We start from the raw sequence: 17,212 nt of genomic DNA on the forward strand, positions 1-17,212 counted from the left end.
GTTCACCACCGCTGCGCCTGATGCCTCAGCTGTGCGGCCAGCGCTTCGGCACGTGAGCGCGCCTCACCAAGATCGTGGACGTCGCCGCAGCGAACTTCGATGTAGCACTTCACTTTCGGCTCCGTTCCCGACGGCCGCACGACGACCCGGATCGTGGTCGGTCCGTCCTCGCTCGAGAGGACCACCGCGTCGGTGCGCAGCGGCTCGGTCGCGTGCCGGAGATCGGTGAGCGTCACGTCGAATCCTGCGAGTACGTCCGGTGGCGCCGTGCGTAGCCGGTCCATCACTGCTTCGGCCTCACCGGAATTCGCGACCTGTCGCGACACCGTGGTCGTGGTGTGCACTCCGTGGCGGCGGGCCAACTCATCGAGCGCATCGAGCAGCGTGTGACCGCGATGCCGGAGTGCGACCACCAGATCACATATCAGTACCGCAGCGCTGATGCCGTCCTTGTCGCGTACGGATGCGGGATCTACGCAGTGCCCGATCGCCTCTTCGTACGCGTAGACCAGCGTGCAGGCCGGCAGGTCGTGGTCGGCGCGCACCAGCCATTTGAACCCGGTCAACGTCTCCACATGGCATGCGCCGTGCCCGGCGGCGATGGCCGCGAGCATTCGCGACGACACCACCGAGTTCGCCACCACAGTGGCCGCCATGACGGGGCCGGGTTCGATCTGGGAGAGGATGTAATCGCCTAGCAACCAACCAGTTTCGTCGCCGGTGAGCATCCGCCAACCGTCGGGTGTGGGTACGCCGACCGCGCATCGGTCCGCATCGGGATCCAGCGCGACCGCGATGTCGGCGTCGATGTCGGCGGCCAGTTTCAGCAGAGCGTCCACGGCGCCCGGTTCTTCGGGGTTGGGTAGCGCCACCGTGGGGAAGTCTGGATCGGGGGCGAACTGACTGTCGACGACGTGCACGTCGTCGAAGCCGGCACGAACCATCGCGTCGAGCACGAACTCCCCGCCGACACCGTGCAACGGCGTGAGCGCTAGTCGCATCGATCCGTGGGTGTGTCGCACCTGGGCCGCGCGTTCGACATAGCGCTGAACGACGTCGACGCCCGAGGGGGTGACCGCCTGCCGGCGAATCTGGTCGGCGTGCGGGGCGTCGGCCATCGCCTGCTCGATCTCCCGGTCGACCGGTGGCACGATGGGGAACCCGTCGTCGAAGTAGACCTTGTAACCGTTGTCGGTCGGCGGATTGTGTGACGCCGTGATCTGGATGCCCGCGACCGCACCGCCGTGCCGCACGGCGAACGCGACGATCGGAGTGGGCACCGCGGTGAACATCAACTGCGGGGAAAACCCATGAGCGGCAAGCACTTCAGCGGCGGCAAGGGCGAAATCGTCAGAGCCGTGCCTGGCGTCACGGCCGACCACGACCTCGTGGCCCTGCAGGCCGCGGTTGGTGAGCACCTTGGCCAGAGCCCAGGTGGCGCGCAGCACAACCGCGAGGTTCATTCCGTTCGGTCCGCCGCGCAAGGGCCCGCGCAGTCCGGCGGTCCCGAACGTCAGGGGATGTGCGAACCGCTCGTCGAGATCGGCGTCGGTGCATTCGAGAAGTTCGGCGACGGTCCTCGGGTCGGGATCGTGAGCGATCCACTCCTGCGCGGCGGTCGAGGTCCACTGTCGCGCTGTCATTCGTTCAGTGTGCCCACTTTGGAGTCGGCGTATGCGAGCTTGCGCAGTACCGGCGCCACGAGCATCACCAGGTCGAACTCGAGCTCCGAGAGATTGTCGCGCATGGTCGCGTGGAGCCACGCGTCGCGCTCGGCGCGGTCGGCCTCGAGTAGTTCGGCGCCTGCGGCGGTGATCTCGATGAGCTGGCGGCGGCGATCGACCTCGTCGGGCCTGCGCGCGATCAGCTCACGGCTCTCCAGCGCGTTGATGCTGTCCGTCAGCGACTGCACCCGGACGCCCAGCCGGACGCCCAGCTCGGCCGGGGTGGTCACACCGGCGCGGCTCACCTCTGCGAGCAGTTGCATCTGGCTGAGGGTCAGCCCGTGATCCGGGCGGTGGCGGCGCATCTGCTGATTGACGGCGACGATCGATTCCCGCAGCTCGGTGGCAGCAGATCTGCGTGCGGGCTCAGCATCGTCCATATACAAGTTATACCTTGGTAATTAGCGATAGTCGACGACAGTAGTCGCAGTTTGCATCGTGAGTTTACTAAGAGGATACTTGTAATCAATGGTGATAAGAACGTTGCCCAGATGGTCGCTGCTGGTAGCGGTGACCGTCGCTGTCACCTACCCGCTGACCCTGGTTGGGGTGCCGTCGGCAGCGCTGTTCGCCGCGCTTGCCGTCGGCATCGCATTGGCGCTTTCGTCCCTGGCCCCCACCCGGGTACCCCGGCCGGCGGGTATCGCTGCGCAGGGCGTACTCGGCGTCTACATCGGCACGATGGTCGACCAGAACGCCGTCCACGCGCTCGGTCCACACTGGCCGATCGTCATCGCCGTTGCGGTCGCCACTCTGTTGCTCAGCGTCGTGTGTGGTGCGCTGCTGTCGTTGCACCGCGATGTCACTCCACTGACGGGGTCACTGGCGCTTGTGGCAGGCGGCGCGTCCGGACTGGTGGCGATCGCCCGTGAGCTCGGCGGTGACGACCGCGTCGTGTCGGTGGTGCAATACCTGCGGGTGGCGTTGGTGACGGCGTCGATGCCCGTGGTGGTGACGCTGGTCTATCACGCCGACAAGTCGCATCCCGGCGCGGTGATGACCCAATCCGACTCCGCTCCTTGGTATCTGAGCATCGGCATGCTCATCGCACTCGTCCTGGTCGGTGCCACCGTCGGCAAGCTGATCCGGCTGCCCGGCGCGGGTCTGCTGGGGCCTCTGGCGCTGACGGTGCTCCTCGAGGTGACTGGCCTGGACTTCGGCTTGTCAGTGCCGATGGTGCTGGTGCAGCTGGCCTATGCGTTGATCGGGTGGCAGGCCGGACTGGCGTTCACCCGCGATGCGATGCGCGCGGTCGGACGCCTACTGCCGACGGCGATCGGCTTGATTGTCGTGCTCAGCGTCGCGACGGCCGGGCTGGGCGTCGTGTTGGCGCACTTCGCCGGACTCACCCCCCTCGAGGGTTACCTGGCCACCAGTCCCGGCGGCGTCTACGCCGTATTGGCCACCGCCGTCGAGACGGGATCCAACGTCACGTTCATCATCGCCGCGCAGGTGGTGCGGATCCTGCTGATGCTGTTCGCCGCGCCGCTGCTGGCCCGCAGCATGGTGTGGCTGAACTCCCGACTCACCCGTCAGAGCCGGGCGATGACCCCGGCGAGCAGGGAACCCATCAGCGTCGCGGACTGACGGCCCGCCGCCAACACTTCGTCGTGGCTCAGCGGCTGACCCGTCATTCCCGCCGCGAGGTTGGTCACCAGCGACACCGCCAGGACCTGTGCGCCGGCGGCGCGCGCAGCGACGGTCTCGTGCACCGTCGACATGCCGACAAGGTCCGCCCCGAGCGTGCGCAGCATCCGGATCTCGGCCGGCGTCTCGTACTGGGGTCCGTTCAAACCGGCATAAACGCCCTCGGCGAGCGCCGGGTCGATCTCGCGGGCGACGGCGCGCAGCCTGGGGGAATAGGCGTCGACCATATCGACGAAATGTGCCCCGATCAGCGGTGACCGGCCCGTCAGATTGAGGTGGTCGCTGATCAGCACCGGTTGTCCGACGGCGAAATCCTCACGCAGGCTGCCCGCCGCGTTGGTCAGCACGATCGTGCGCGCACCGGCCGCGCACGCCGCGCGCACCGGATGGACGACGTGGCGCAGATCGTGGCCCTCGTAGGCGTGAATTCTGCCGACGAACACCAGCACCCGACGGTCACCGATGTGCAGCGAGAGCATCTGGCCGCCGTGTCCCTCGGCCGTGGGTGGAGTGAATCCGGTCAACTCGGCGACCGGTACCACCGCGACCGGGTCGCCGAGTTCGTCGACCGCGGGAGCCCAGCCCGAACCCAAGACAATCGCGACGTCGTGCTGTTCGACGCCGGTGCGCGCGCGGATCTGTGCCGCCGACTCGGCGGCAACCGCATCCGGCGTCGTCACGGTGGGCAGCTTAACCGTCGAATCGGCACTCAATAGGTGCAGTGAGATACTTCGAGGATGCCCAGAGCCACCGCGTCGAGTTGCGTCGAGGACGCGGTCAACCGACGCCGCAGTGATCTGGTCGAGCTGTCGCATTCGATTCATGCCGAACCCGAACTCGCGTTCGCCGAACACCGCAGCTGCGCGAAGACGCAGGCGCTGGTCGCCGACTTCGGTTTCGAGATCACGAAGGGGCTCGGCGGCCTGGACACCGCCTTCAGGGCCGACTACGGCAGTGGCCCGTTGGTCATCGGGATCTGCGCCGAGTACGACGCGCTGCCCGGCATCGGACATGCCTGCGGCCACAACATCATTGCCGCATCGGCGGTCGGCACGGCGCTGGCGCTGGCCGAGGTGGCTGATGAGCTCGGGTTGACGGTGGCGCTGCTCGGGACTCCCGCCGAGGAGGCCGGCGGCGGGAAAGTGTTGCTGCTCAACGCGGGAGCGTTCGACGACATCGTCGCCACCGTGATGCTGCACCCCGGTCCGCTGGACATCGCGGCCGCGCGTTCGCTGGCGCTCTCTCAGGTCGCCGTCGACTACCGCGGGCGAGAATCGCACGCTGCCGTGGCGCCGTACCTGGGCATCAACGCCGTCGACGCGATCACCGTCTCGCAGGTCGCGATAGGGCTGCTGCGTCAGCAGCTCGCGCCCGGCCAGATGATGCACGGCATCGTCACCGACGGCGGACAGGCCACCAACATCATTCCGGGCTACGCCCAGATGCAGTACACGATGCGGGCCAACGATGCCGCGTCGCTGCGTGAACTCGAGCAGCGGATGTCCGACTGCTTCCTCGCCGGTGCCGTCGCGACGGGCTGTGACTACACGGTGGCGGAGACCGAGCCGCCCTACGACGAGTTGGCCCCCGATTCGTGGCTCGCCGACACCTTCCGCGACGAGATGGTGCGGGTGGGCCGCACGCCGGTGCCGGCCGAGGTCGAAGCGGCTTTCCCGCTGGGCAGCACCGACATGGGCAACGTCACCCAGGTGATGCCCGGTATTCATCCGATCGTCGGGATCGACGCGGGCGGTGCGTCGGTGCATCAACCGGCGTTCGCAGCGGCGGCGGCCGGGCCCACCGCGGACGCAGCGGTGGTCGAGGGTGCGATCATGCTGGCTCGTACGGTGGTCAGGCTCGCCGAGACAGCGGCCGAAAGAGATCGCGTGCTCGAGCTGAAGGCGAGGCGAGCGGCATGAGTCTGCGCGACGCAACCGAACTCTGGCTCGACGCCCACTACCCGGACCTGGTCGCATGGCGCCGCCACATGCACGCCCACCCCGAGTTGGGGCGTCAGGAGTTCGCGACCACCCAGTTCGTCGCCTCGCATCTGGCCGACGCGGGTCTCAACCCGAAGGTGCTGCCCGGCGGCACGGGTCTGACGTGTGACTTCGGACCCGAGCACGGGCCCAGGATTGCATTGCGTGCCGATATGGACGCGCTGCCGATGGCCGAGCGCACCGGCGCTCCTTACGCATCGGTGGTGCCCAACGTCACTCACGCCTGCGGTCACGACGCGCACACCTCGATCCTGTTGGGCACCGCCCTGGCGCTGGCGTCGGTGCCGGAGCTACCCGTCGGTGTGCGGCTGATCTTCCAGGCCGCCGAGGAGCTGATGCCGGGCGGCGCGGTCGACGCCATCGCAGCGGGAGCGTTGTCGGGGGTGTCGCGCATCTTCGCGCTGCACTGTGATCCGCGGCTGGCCGTCGGCAAGGTCGCGGTTCGGCCCGGTCCGATCACCTCGGCCGCCGATCAGCTCGAGGTGACGCTGCACTCGCCCGGCGGGCACACGTCGCGACCGCACCTGACCGGCGACCTGGTCTACGGAATAGGCACCCTGATCACGGGCGTGCCGGGGATCCTGTCCCGGCGCATAGATCCGCGCAACAGCACGGTGATGGTGTGGGGTGCGGTCAATTCGGGCACCGCGGCCAACGCGATTCCGCAGACGGGCACCCTGGCGGGCACCATCCGCACGGCCAGCCGGGATACTTGGGAAACGCTGGAAGACATTGTGCGCGAGGCGATTACGGCGTTGCTGTCACCGTTGAACATCGATCACACCGTGCAGTACCGGCGTGGAGTGCCGCCGGTGGTCAACGAGGAGATCTCGACACGCATCGTCACCCATGCGATCGAGGCGATCGGCCCCGAGGTGCTGTGCGACACCCGCCAGTCCGGTGGCGGCGAGGACTTCTCGTGGTACCTCGAGGAAGTGCCCGGTGCGATGGCGAGGCTGGGGGTGTGGTCGGGTCGCGGGCCGCAACTGGATCTACACCAGCCGACCTTCGACCTCGACGAACGCGCGATGGCGGTCGGGGTGCGGTTCCTGGTCAACATCGTCGACCAGGCCGCGCAGTTCTAGCTTCAACCCATCTGTCGCGAGCGGCCGTGTTTGTACGGCGACACGCGGGTAACCGCGTGCATTTCGGGGTCGCTCATCCCCTGTCACTGTCCACAAATCCCGACCCATCCACAGATGGTCGTCAGGCCCTGCTGGACGAGCGTGCGCTATCCGATGCTGTTGACTCATGGATCCAGAACTTCAGCTGCTGTTCGATAGGCAACGGGGCGTAGCGACGAGTCGTCAGATCCTGACGTACATGACCAGGCGTGCATTCGAGTCTGCAGTGGATTCCGGTGCCCTGGAGCGGATTTGGCAGGGCATCTATTGCCTCGGTGAACCGGACGACGGTCTCCGCCTACGCGGACTCGATCTGTCCTGTGGAACCACGGTCGCCACCTGTCTCGGCACCGCCGCGGCGATGTACGGCTTCGACACCGAAGACCCGGCCGACCTTCATGTGCTCAATCCGCCGAATTCGCACCTGAGATCGGCCGATGGACTGGTGGTGCATCGCCGTGATGGTGCGCCGCTGACGACGATTGACGGCCGTCCGGCTACGGCCCCCGCTTGGACGGCGGTCGAAGTGGCGCGCTCACTGTGGCGGCCGCGTGCCTTAGCGACGCTGGATGCCGCGCTGCGCAGCGGTACATGCACGCGGCCAGAGATGTGGCGAGCAGCACTTGCTCAGGCGGGGCGCCGAGGCGTCGTTGCCGTCCGGGACCTGATCCCGCTGGCTGACGGGCGCGCGGAGTCGCCGATGGAGAGCGAGGCGCGGTTGGCGATGATCGACGGTGGCCTGCCCATTCCCGAGGTGCAATACGAGATCATCGACGGAAACGGCGGGCTCAGACGAGTAGATTTCGCTTGGCCGAAGGAGCGAATTGCCGTCGAATACGACGGTCTCGATTGGCACAGCGGACCCGACGCCATGCGCCGCGACCGCAGGCGCACAGCCGCGCTGCAGGATGTCGGTTGGACGGTGATCGCGATCGTCTTCGAGGATGTGCGGTATCGCAGCAAGGAGTTCGTCGCTCGTATCGATGCGCAGTTGCGGCGCGCTCAGGCCGCGTGAGGGACCGCAAAATGGACGCAAATCACGGCGTGTCGGCGTACAAACACGGCCGTCCCCTGCTTGCGCGGGGGCCCACGCGCAGCAGGAGGTTCTAGGTGGTGCCCGGACCGATGTTACGAGCCGGGCGGGTGCGTAGACTGTGCACGTATTCCTCTGGCGCGCCGGCAATTTCAGCGGCATCGGCCATCACGCCGATATAGCGCGCCGAGGGCAGGCCGCCCTCCCATGCGTCGACCACGTACAGCCACGCGAGCACCGGCTCGAAACTGGTGTCCGACGCGGTGCGATGCACCCGGCACCGGATCTTCTTGTGGATGCCCAGCTCCGAGCCCTCCCAGCGGTCGAGGTTCTGCTCGTCGTCCTTGGTCATGTCGTAGAGCACGACGAACACGCTCGACGTGGGATCCTCGACGACAGTCGCCAGCGCGCCTTCCCAGCCGATGTCCTCGCCGCCGAACGTCAGCCGCCAGCCGTGCAGCCACCCGGTGCCGGCCATCGGTGAATGAGGGGCCCGCTCCTGCATCTGCTCTGGATGCATGTTGGAGCCGTAGGCGGCGTAGAGCGGCACCAGGAAACTCTAAGGCTTGCGGGCCCGGCTTTGCCGACAGGCTGGGCGATCGACCGTCGGCTTGGCTAGCGTTGAGCCCGTGGCAACGCGCATCGTCATCATCGGCGGCGGCCCCGCCGGCTATGAGGCCGCACTGGTGGCCGCCGCTCGCGGACCCGAGGTCGCCGAGGTCACCGTGGTCGACACCGACGGAATCGGCGGTGCCTGCGTGCTCTGGGACTGTGTCCCGTCCAAGACGTTCATCGCCTCCACCGGCGTGCGTACCGAGCTGCGTCGCGCCTCTGGCCTCGGGTTCGACATCGCGATCGAGGACGCCAAGATCTCGCTGGACCAGATCCACAACCGCGTCAAGACCCTGGCGAAGTCGCAATCCGCCGACATCGGTCATCAGCTGTTGCGCGAGGGCGTCACCGTCGTCCACGGACGCGGCGAGTTGGTCGACGACACCTCGGGCATGGCCCACCACCGGGTCAAGGTCACCACGGCAGGCGGTCGGGTCGGCACCCTCAAGGCCGACGTGGTGCTGATCGCGACGGGGGCCAGCCCGCGGGTGCTGCCGAACGCGAAGCCCGACGGTGAGCGGATCCTGAACTGGCGTCAGCTCTACGACCTCACCGAACTGCCCGAGCATCTGATCATCGTCGGGTCCGGTGTCACGGGAGCTGAGTTCTGCAACGCCTACACCGAACTCGGCGTGCAGGTGACCGTGGTCGCCAGCCGCGACCAGATCCTGCCGCACGAGGACCGCGACGCGGCGGCTGTGCTCGAAGAAGCTTTCGCCGATCGCGGCGTGAAGCTGGTCAAGAACGCCCGCGCCGAATCGGTGACCCGAACCGCCGACGGCGTGCTGGTCACAATGGCCGACGGCAGAACCGTCGAGGGCAGCCATGCGCTGATGACGGTCGGCTCGGTGCCCAACACCTCGGGCCTGGGGCTGGAGAACGTCGGTATCGAGCTGGATTCTGGCAACTATCTGAAGGTCGACCGGGTGTCGCGCACGTCGGCGTCGGGGATCTATGCGGCGGGCGACTGCACCGGTCTCCTGCCGCTCGCCTCGGTGGCCGCCATGCAAGGGCGCATCGCGATGTATCACGCCCTGGGTGAGGGAGTGACGCCGATCCGGCTTCGCACCGTCTCCGCGGCGGTGTTCACCAGGCCCGAGATCGCCGCGGTCGGGGTGCCGCAGACGGCGATCGACAGCGGAAACGTGCCCGCGCGGACACTGATGCTGCCGCTCAACACCAACGCCAGGGCCAAGATGTCGCTGCTGCGGCTGGGCTTCGTCAAGATCTTCTGCCGCCCCGCCACAGGCGTCGTCATCGGCGGCGTGGTCGTCGCCCCGATTGCCTCAGAACTGATCCTGCCGATCGCGCTGGCGGTGCAGAACAACCTCTCGGTGACCGACCTGGCCCAAACGCTGTCGGTATACCCGTCACTGTCCGGGTCGATCGTGGAGGCGGCACGAAGGTTGATGGCGCACGACGATCTGGACTGAGCCCACGTAACCTGGGACAGGGCGAACGTACCGACCAGTAACTAGGAGCCGTTTCAGTGAGCGACCCGATCCCCGCGAACGGGCAGACACTGCTGAGTCCGGAGCAGCGCGCAGAGGCCTGGGAGCGCCTCGGCAGCGAGCAGTTCGACGTCGTGGTCGTCGGTGGTGGGGTGGTCGGCGCGGGTGCCGCCCTGGATGCGGCGACGCGCGGCCTCAAAGTGGCCCTCGTCGAGGCGCGCGACTTCGCGTCCGGCACGTCGAGCCGCTCGTCGAAGATGTTTCACGGCGGCCTGCGCTACCTCGAGCAGCTGGAGTTCGGGCTGGTTCGCGAGGCGCTGCACGAACGTGAGCTCTCGCTCACCACACTGGCACCGCATCTCGTCAAGCCGCTGCCGTTTATGTTCCCGCTGACCAATCGGGTGTGGGAGCGGCCCTACATCGCGGCGGGGATCTTCCTCTACGACCAGTTGGGCGGCGCGAAATCCGTTCCGGCGCAGAAGCATCTGACGAAATCTGGCGCACTGCGGTTGGCGCCAGGGCTGAAGCGGTCGTCGCTGATCGGCGGTATTCGCTACTACGACACCGTCGTTGACGACGCGCGCCACACCATGACGGTGGCGCGTACTGCGGCGCACTACGGAGCGGTGGTGCGGACCTCGACGCAGGTCGTGTCGTTGCTGCGCGAGGGCGACAGGGTCGTCGGGGTCGAGGTGCGGGACTCCGAGAATGGCCACGTGACAGAAGTGCGGGGTCACGTGGTGGTGAACGCCACCGGTGTGTGGACCGACGAGATCCAGGCGTTGTCGAAGCAGCGCGGGCGTTTTCGGGTGCGGGCGTCCAAGGGTGTGCACATCGTCGTTCCGCGCGACCGCATCGTGAGCGAGGTGGCGATCATTCTGCGCACCGAGCAGTCGGTGCTGTTCGTCATTCCGTGGGGCACGCACTGGATCATCGGCACCACCGACACCGACTGGAATCTCGACCTGGCCCATCCGGCGGCGACCAAGGCGGACATCGACTACATCCTCGAAACCGTCAACACGGTGCTCGCGACGCCGTTGACACACGACGACATCGACGGCGTGTACGCCGGTCTGCGTCCGCTGCTGGCAGGTGAGAGCGAGGAGACGTCCAAACTCTCGCGCGAGCACGCGGTGGCGGTTCCCGCGCCCGGCCTGGTGGCGATCGCCGGCGGCAAGTACACCACCTACCGGGTCATGGCCGCCGATGCCATCGACGCTGCGGCCGAATACGTTCCGGCCCGGGTGGCGCCGTCGATCACCGAGAAGGTGCCGCTGATGGGCGCCGACGGCTACTTCGCGCTCATCAACCAGACCGAACACGTCGGGGTGCATTACAAGTTGCATCCCTATCGGGTGCGGCATCTGCTCGACCGGTACGGCTCGCTGATCGGTGAGGTACTGCAGATGGCTGAGGGCCGGCCCGATCTGCTGACGCCGATCACCGAGGCCCCGGTGTATCTGAAGGTGGAGGCGTGGTACGCGGTCGCGGCCGAAGGAGCGCTGCATCTGGAGGACATCCTGGCGCGGCGGATGCGCATCTCGATCGAGTACCCGCACCGCGGCGTGGACTGCGCGCGCGAAGTCGCCGAAGTGGTTGCGCCCGTGCTGGGTTGGAGTGACGACGACATCGACCGCGAGGTGACGACCTACCTGGCGCGGGTCGAGGCCGAGGTGCGCAGCCAGCAGGAACCCGACGATGAATCCGCCGACGCTCTGCGGGCCGCCGCGCCGGAGGCGCGCGCCGAAATTCTCGAACCGGTACCGCTCAATTGAGGCGTCCCGCACCGTTGCCGGTCCGCGACGGACTCGGCCCGGCACGGGTGCGATTGCGGGGCGGATCGGTGCTCGTCGAGTTGGCCTCGCGGTTCGGGGAAGCGGCTGCGGAGAAGATTCGTAGCGGGGAAGTGGTGACGGCCGACGGCAGCGTCGTCGGGCTTGGGACCATTCTGCCGCCAGGCGCCTTCGTCTACCTGTATCGCGAACTGGGCGAAGAGGTTCCGGTGCCGTTCGACATGCCGGTCCTGTATCGCGACGATGACATCGTCGTGGTCGACAAACCGCACTTCCTTGCGACGATGCCGCGGGGCAGGCACGTCGCGCAGACGGCGCTGGTGCGCTTGCGCCGTGAACTAGACCTGCCTGAGTTGTCGCCGGCGCACCGATTGGACCGGTTGACGGCGGGCGTGCTGTTGTTCACGGTGCGGCGCGAGGTGCGCGGCGCGTATCAAACGATGTTCGCGCGGGGGCTCGTCGATAAGACGTATCTAGCGAGGGCGGCGGTGTCGTCGCGGGAACTCCCAGTGGTCCTGCGCAGCCGGATCGTCAAGCGACGCGGACAGTTACAGGCGTTCGAGGAGCCGGGCGAGCCGAATGCCGAAACCCTGATCGAGCATCTCGGCGACGGGTTGTACCGGTTGACGCCGCGCACCGGACGTACGCATCAGCTGAGGGTGCACATGGCCGCGCTGGGGCTCCCGATCGCCGGCGACCCGTGGTATCCCAACGTGGTTGACGTGGCGCCCGACGATTTCTCCGCGCCGCTGCAGCTGCTGGCTCACCGTCTCGAATTCGACGATCCGCTCTCCGGTGAACGGCGGGTGTTCGTCAGCAGCCGATCGCTAGCGTGACCCCGCGGCGATGACCGCCCGGTTGCGGCCCGCAACCACCGGCAGGTCGACCTTCATGATCTGCCGGTCGTAGGTCAGGTAGCCGTTGACTTCGTTTTCGACATCCGTTGTCTGCGTGTAGATCGCGCCTGACAATCCGATCTCGTGCACGACCCGCTCGAGATCGACGCTGACCTCGACGTAGCGCTGGGTCAGCCGCGCCTTGCTGTCGGTCATCTCGTAGGCCATCGGCGGTCCCGGCCACCGGTTGCGTTCTTCGATCAGGCCCAGGCCCCCGTACTCACCGTTGACGGTCACCCTGCCGTCGCGCACCACCGGCTGACCCGGACCCACGTAGGTGTGGTCATCAAAGATGTCGCCGGTCCGGCTGTCGCCGCGCGACTTACAGCAGTTGGCCCCGCTGTTCGGGACCACCAAGCGCGTGCGGTCCTCGGCCTTCACCGCCCTGGCGATCCTGGCCGTGTCGTACTCGCCCCAGCCCTCGTTGAAGGGCACCCAGCCGACAATCGACGTGACACTGCTCAGCTGGTGGACCATCTCGGACAGTTCGTTTTCGAAGTGCGCCTGGGCGTCGCGACGCGGTGTCGGTGCCGGCCCCGTCGGGACGTCGAGCGACACGTCCAGTGACGGCATGTCCTGCCACACCAGCAGTCCCAGCTTGTCGGTCCAGTAGTACCACCGCGCGGGTTCGACCTTGGCGTGCTTGCGGACGAAGTTCATGCCGAGCGCCTTGATCTGCTCGAGGTCGAACTTGATGGCATCGTCGGTGGGTGCGGTATAGATTCCATCCGGCCAATAGCCCTGATCCAGCGGGCCGTGCAGGAACGTGATCTTGCCGTTCAGCGCGATCCGTGCCCTGCCCTGTGCGTCCTTCACCGTGCTGATCGTGCGCAGGCCACCATAGCTGGAAACCTGGTCGACGACCTTGCCCGAACGGGTCACCAGCCGGGCCGTCAGGTCGTAGAGGTACGGATCTTCCGGTGTCCACAGGTGCGGGGACGGCACCCGCACGCGCAGCGTCGCACCCGGCTTTCCCGACGCTCGTGCGACGACCTCCCCACCCGGCTTGGAGACGACGACTTCGGCTCGCTGATCGCTCGCGCCCGAAACGCGCGGCGTCACAGTAAAACTGGCCAGATCCGGCGTGATATCGAGCTTCTCGATGTGGGCGACCGGCACCGGTTCCATCCACACCGTCTGCCAGATGCCCGACGCTCCGGTGTAGAACAGGCCGGCGGGGTTGTAACGCTGCTTGCCGACGGCGAAGCCGCCCCTTTCGTTACGGTCCTCGACGCGGACGGTCAGTTCCTGCCGTCCCGACGGCCGCAGCGCGCTGGTGACGTCCGCGCTGAACTCCGTGTAGCCACCCTCGTGACGCGCCACCTGCTTGTTGTTCACCCAGACAGTGGCGATCTGGTCGACGGCGCCGAAGTGAAGCAGCACATGCCGGTTGTCCCAGTCCCGAGGGATCTCGAACACCTTGCGGTACCACATTTGATCGTCGTGTCGCTGTATCCCGGACAGTGCGGACTCCGTCGGAAACGGCACCAGGATCTGCTCGCGGTAGTCGCGTTCCGGCGGCGGCGTGGTTGCCCCGGCCTTGGCGGGCCTGCCGGTGTAGCCCCACAAACCGTTGAGGTTCAACCATTTCTTCCGCGCGAGCTGTGGGCGCGGATACTCGGGCAGCGCGTTGTTCGGTCCGACCAAGGCGGTCCACCTCGTCGACAACGGCGGAGTCTTCGGCTGCCAGACGTCGGCCGCATGGGCCGGAGTGGTCGCGATCGTGATGCTGCCCAGCAGTACCGCCGCCACAGTCAAAGTGATGCGGACGAGTCGAATCCTCGTCATTGCGGGGGTGCCGGGAGGGTACGACCGGTGGCGCGAGCAGGCATGAACATCCCCCAGGGATCGAAAGAACCAAGGACCTGACGTGGCGGCGCCTACCTCCAAGGTCCCCCGGCACACCGATGCGTCGCAGCAAACGTAGCGGGAAGTCGCCGCCGAGGGAAGTGGGCGAGCCTGGCAATTTCCGAAGAATCATGTGGCGCAACGTTCAGGCTGCGGACGCCGATCCTGCGTGTGCGGCACGCCGATAGGCGTGAAAACGCTTTCTACCAAGTCGTTGTCGACGGGTATCCGGGTTGCGAAGGTTCACCGAGCAGGATCTCGGCTCTCGGCGGACCGCCATGCGGTCCCGGCCCACCGCTGACGTTTGTGCGGGCCGGTGCACAGCTGCGGCGCATATCACACAGCAAAGTGGGTGCGGGCGGGTGGGTGACACCTTCGGCCGATGCTGATCCACTTGGCCGTCAACTCGCCCGGTTCTTTCCGATCGTGATGCGCGGGCGGGTGCAACAATTTGTTGCGCGCCGTCCTATCGGCGCCCCTTTCAGAGGAGCGAACGTGCGCAAGACATTGCTCTGTGCCGCGGCGGTGTTGTTCGCGGGCGGTCTGGTGAATGCCGGCACGCCCACCGCCGACGCCACACTGTGCGGATCCGTCGGTGGCAGGTTCGTCGACGTGACCGGCTGCAGCGACCCGTTGTCCTATCTCAATGACGCACTTCCCCCGCCTCCACCTCCGCCGCCGCCACCGGTGCGTAGTAGGGCGGCGGCGGAGGCGGTGGCGCCGAACGTCGATGTCTGCGCCAGCGTTGGTCGGCGCATCAGCGTCAGCGGTTGCATCTAGCCTCGACCGGCGTCTGTTTGACTGACCGCGTGGACCGCGCAACGTTTGACCGCTTGTTCGACCTGACCGACCGCACCATCATCGTCACCGGCGGCACCCGCGGCATCGGGTTGGCCCTGGCCGAGGGTTTCGTCCTGGCGGGCGCCCGGGTGGTGGTCGCCAGCCGCAAACCCGACGCGTGTGAGCAGGCCGCACAGCACCTGCGCGCGCTCGGTGGTGAGGCCGTCGGAGTCCCCACCCACCTCGGAGACGTCGGCGCACTCGAGGCCCTCGTGGACAAGACAATCGAGGCGTTCGGCGGCATCGACGTCCTGGTGAACAACGCCGCGAACGCGCTGGCGCAGCCCCTCGGAGAGATGACCGCCGACGCGCTGGCGAAGTCGCACGAGGTGAACCTCCGCGGACCTGTGCTTCTCGTGCAGGCGGCACTGCCGCACCTGAAGGCCAGCTCACACGCTTCCGTGGTGAACATGATCTCCACGGGGGCGTTCAACTTCGCGCCGGGAACAGCCATCTATTCGTCGAACAAGGCGGCGTTGATGTCCTTCACTCGATCGATGGCCGCCGAGTACGCCTCGGCCGGTATCCGGGTGAATGCCATCGCACCGGGGCCCGTCGACACCGACATGATGCGAAACAACCCGCAAGAGGCGATCGCCCGCATGGCCGGCAGCAACCTGATGAAGCGTCTTGCCCAACCGGATGAGATGGTCGGCGCCGCATTGTTGTTGGCATCCGACGCGGGGAGCTACATGACCGGAGCGGTGATCATCGCTGACGGTGGCGGAACGCCTCGGTAGCGTCTGCCATCACCCCGCCCGTCGACGCCAGGATCTGGCTGCGATTCTCCAGGTGTAGCGCCGCCTCGAGGCTTGACGCGTCCAGGTTGGCCCATAGCACCTGCTTGGTCGACTCCACGCCGAATTTGCCGTAGCCACACAGTGTTTCGGCGATGGCCCGGGCGTCGTCGACCACCGAGCCGTCCGCGGAGATCCGAGAAACCAAACCGAGCCGCAGTGCCTCCTCGGCGTCGACCGCACGCGCGGTCAGGATCAGGTCGAACGCCGGGCCGGCCCCGACTATCCGCGGCAGGGTGTAGCTGACGCCGATGTCGCAGCCGCCGAGGCCGAGCTTGATGAACTGAGTGCAGAAGCGTGCGGACTCGGACGCGATGCGGATATCGCAGGCCAGCGCGATACCCATCCCGCCGCCGTAGGCCGCCCCGTTGACCGCTGCGATCACCGGCTGCCGAAGGCGATGGATCTTCGCGGTGAGGTCGGCGATCCTTTCCTGCCAACGCATTCCGGACCGGGGGAACTCGGTCCCTCCGCCGGCCTTGTTGGGGTTCGGATCGGTCAAATCCAGGCCCGAGCAGAACCCGCGTCCGGCGCCGGTCAGCACGACGACGCGCACGTCGTTGTTCGCCCGGATCCCGTCGAGGGCGGTGTGCAGGTCCTCGACCAACTCGTAGGACAGTGCGTTGAGCTTCTCCGGCCGGTTCAGCGTGAGGACGGCGATGTCGGGCCTGGGGTAGGTCAATTCGAGATGGGGCATGGGCGAAACGTTAGCCCGGTGCCGGATGGCCTCAGACGGTGCTGCGCCAACCGGTGACGCCCACGACGATCATCCGCAGCTGCTTGACCGCAATGCGCCTGATCTCGTCGAGCGCGACCGAGTCGTTGGCGTCCTCGATGGCCTCCGCGATCGAGATCATCGCGTTGACGAACAGGCTGGCCAAGATGTTGAGATCCTCGCCGCTCCACGTATTGAGCCCGGGGAAGCGGGCGAGGTCGATCGCCAGTTCCGACGTGATCAGACGGATCTCGGTACGGATGGCGTACCTCAGCACGGTCACGCCGCTGGATCGCTCACGGCCGATGAAACGCCAGTGTTCGCGACGCTCGTTGACGCCCTCGATCAAGATGTCCACCGACGACTCGATGACCCGGTTCGGATCGAGCTTGCCCGCCCGCGCACCGCGCAGCATGTCGCGAAGGGCGCGGAAGGATTCGTCGATGAGCACGAGGCCCAGCGCCTCCATCGACTCGAAGTGGCGGTAGAAGGCCGCAGGCACGATGCCCGCCTCACGAGTCACCTCGCGCAGACTGAGCGCCGCGAAGCTGCGCTCCTCCAGCAGGCGCAGGGCAGCGGCGACTATCGCCCGCCTGGTCGTCTCCTTGCGCTCCTCCCTGGAGAGGGTGTCGCGGGACCGGGGCTTGCTTGACCTGCTCGAACGGCTCGTTCGTGAACTGGGCGTACGATTGTTCACTTTGTGAAACCTACCACAACCTGGGCGAATCG

Annotated in this window: 16 protein-coding genes; 9 read left to right on the forward strand and 7 right to left on the reverse strand. The window is 67.0% G+C overall.

Annotation, left to right across the window (positions count from 1 at the left end; genetic code table 11):
* Nucleotides 1-2: 2 nt before the first annotated feature.
* Nucleotides 3-1,643, reverse strand: a complete 1,641-nt coding sequence (locus BST47_RS07990; RefSeq protein ID WP_083124946.1) for a phospho-sugar mutase — start codon at nucleotides 1,641-1,643, stop codon at nucleotides 3-5.
* A complete protein-coding gene (locus BST47_RS07995) occupies nucleotides 1,640-2,104 on the reverse strand; it encodes a MarR family winged helix-turn-helix transcriptional regulator (protein WP_083124947.1) in 465 nt (154 codons plus the stop codon). The genes BST47_RS07990 and BST47_RS07995 overlap by 4 nt, the downstream gene beginning before the upstream one ends.
* An 88-nt stretch (nucleotides 2,105-2,192) precedes the next feature.
* On the opposite strand from BST47_RS07995, the gene BST47_RS08000 reads away from it, so the two are divergent.
* Entirely contained in the window at nucleotides 2,193-3,311 is a 1,119-nt protein-coding gene (locus BST47_RS08000; RefSeq protein ID WP_207568558.1) for an AbrB family protein, read from the forward strand.
* Here the strand turns inward: BST47_RS08000 and BST47_RS08005 are convergent.
* Nucleotides 3,257-4,051, reverse strand: coding sequence for a purine-nucleoside phosphorylase (locus BST47_RS08005; RefSeq protein ID WP_083124948.1), 795 nt, complete (start codon nucleotides 4,049-4,051; stop codon nucleotides 3,257-3,259). The two genes, BST47_RS08000 and BST47_RS08005, sit on opposite strands and share 55 nt — an antisense overlap.
* Before the next feature lie 57 nt (nucleotides 4,052-4,108).
* Between BST47_RS08005 and BST47_RS08010 the strand changes: the two genes are divergently transcribed.
* The 3 genes from BST47_RS08010 (at nucleotide 4,109) to BST47_RS08020 (ending at nucleotide 7,510) form a co-directional block, all read left to right on the forward strand.
* Nucleotides 4,109-5,290, forward strand: a complete 1,182-nt coding sequence (locus BST47_RS08010; protein WP_083124949.1) for a M20 family metallopeptidase — start codon at nucleotides 4,109-4,111, stop codon at nucleotides 5,288-5,290.
* Nucleotides 5,287-6,456: a M20 family metallopeptidase gene (locus tag BST47_RS08015; protein ID WP_083124950.1), complete on the forward strand. Its 1,170-nt coding sequence runs from the start codon at nucleotides 5,287-5,289 to the stop codon at nucleotides 6,454-6,456. The genes BST47_RS08010 and BST47_RS08015 overlap by 4 nt, the downstream gene beginning before the upstream one ends.
* A 166-nt stretch (nucleotides 6,457-6,622) precedes the next feature.
* A complete protein-coding gene (locus tag BST47_RS08020) occupies nucleotides 6,623-7,510 on the forward strand; it encodes a type IV toxin-antitoxin system AbiEi family antitoxin domain-containing protein (protein ID WP_083124951.1) in 888 nt (295 codons plus the stop codon).
* Nucleotides 7,511-7,601: 91 nt separating this feature from the next.
* On the opposite strand, the gene BST47_RS08025 is transcribed toward BST47_RS08020, so the two are convergent.
* Complete coding sequence (locus tag BST47_RS08025; RefSeq protein WP_083124952.1) at nucleotides 7,602-8,078, reverse strand: gamma-glutamylcyclotransferase family protein; 477 nt, start codon at nucleotides 8,076-8,078, stop codon at nucleotides 7,602-7,604.
* Nucleotides 8,079-8,157: 79 nt separating this feature from the next.
* Between BST47_RS08025 and BST47_RS08030 the strand changes: the two genes are divergently transcribed.
* The 3 genes from BST47_RS08030 to BST47_RS08040 are packed head-to-tail and all read left to right on the forward strand — an operon-like array spanning nucleotide 8,158 to nucleotide 12,223.
* Nucleotides 8,158-9,573, forward strand: a complete 1,416-nt coding sequence (locus BST47_RS08030) for an NAD(P)H-quinone dehydrogenase (protein ID WP_083124953.1) — start codon at nucleotides 8,158-8,160, stop codon at nucleotides 9,571-9,573.
* 56 nt (nucleotides 9,574-9,629) lie between these two features.
* A complete protein-coding gene (gene glpD / locus BST47_RS08035) occupies nucleotides 9,630-11,369 on the forward strand; it encodes a glycerol-3-phosphate dehydrogenase (RefSeq protein ID WP_083124954.1) in 1,740 nt (579 codons plus the stop codon).
* Nucleotides 11,366-12,223, forward strand: coding sequence for a pseudouridine synthase (locus tag BST47_RS08040; RefSeq protein ID WP_083124955.1), 858 nt, complete (start codon nucleotides 11,366-11,368; stop codon nucleotides 12,221-12,223). Before glpD ends, BST47_RS08040 begins: the two co-directional genes overlap by 4 nt.
* On the opposite strand, the gene BST47_RS08045 is transcribed toward BST47_RS08040, so the two are convergent.
* The gene (locus BST47_RS08045) at nucleotides 12,215-14,071 is read right to left on the reverse strand and encodes a glycoside hydrolase family 2 protein (RefSeq protein WP_083124956.1); all 1,857 of its coding nucleotides are present in this window, start codon (nucleotides 14,069-14,071) and stop codon (nucleotides 12,215-12,217) included. The genes BST47_RS08040 and BST47_RS08045 overlap by 9 nt on opposite strands.
* A 555-nt stretch (nucleotides 14,072-14,626) precedes the next feature.
* On the opposite strand from BST47_RS08045, the gene BST47_RS08050 reads away from it, so the two are divergent.
* Both BST47_RS08050 and BST47_RS08055 read left to right on the forward strand, forming a co-directional pair.
* Entirely contained in the window at nucleotides 14,627-14,911 is a 285-nt protein-coding gene (locus tag BST47_RS08050; protein ID WP_083124957.1) for an RNA-binding protein, read from the forward strand.
* A gap of 29 nt (nucleotides 14,912-14,940) precedes the next feature.
* Nucleotides 14,941-15,711 (forward strand): SDR family NAD(P)-dependent oxidoreductase, encoded by a 771-nt coding sequence (locus tag BST47_RS08055; protein ID WP_083124958.1) that lies wholly within the window; start codon nucleotides 14,941-14,943, stop codon nucleotides 15,709-15,711.
* On the opposite strand, the gene BST47_RS08060 is transcribed toward BST47_RS08055, so the two are convergent.
* Complete coding sequence (locus BST47_RS08060) at nucleotides 15,680-16,465, reverse strand: enoyl-CoA hydratase/isomerase family protein (protein ID WP_083124959.1); 786 nt, start codon at nucleotides 16,463-16,465, stop codon at nucleotides 15,680-15,682. The genes BST47_RS08055 and BST47_RS08060 overlap by 32 nt on opposite strands.
* 31 nt (nucleotides 16,466-16,496) lie before the next feature.
* Nucleotides 16,497-17,180, reverse strand: coding sequence for a TetR family transcriptional regulator (locus BST47_RS08065; RefSeq protein WP_083124960.1), 684 nt, complete (start codon nucleotides 17,178-17,180; stop codon nucleotides 16,497-16,499).
* Nucleotides 17,181-17,212 lie beyond the last annotated feature (32 nt).

Origin of the sequence: Mycolicibacterium tusciae (genome assembly GCF_002086795.1) — a bacterium.
GTDB lineage: Bacteria > Actinomycetota > Actinomycetes > Mycobacteriales > Mycobacteriaceae > Mycobacterium > Mycobacterium tusciae.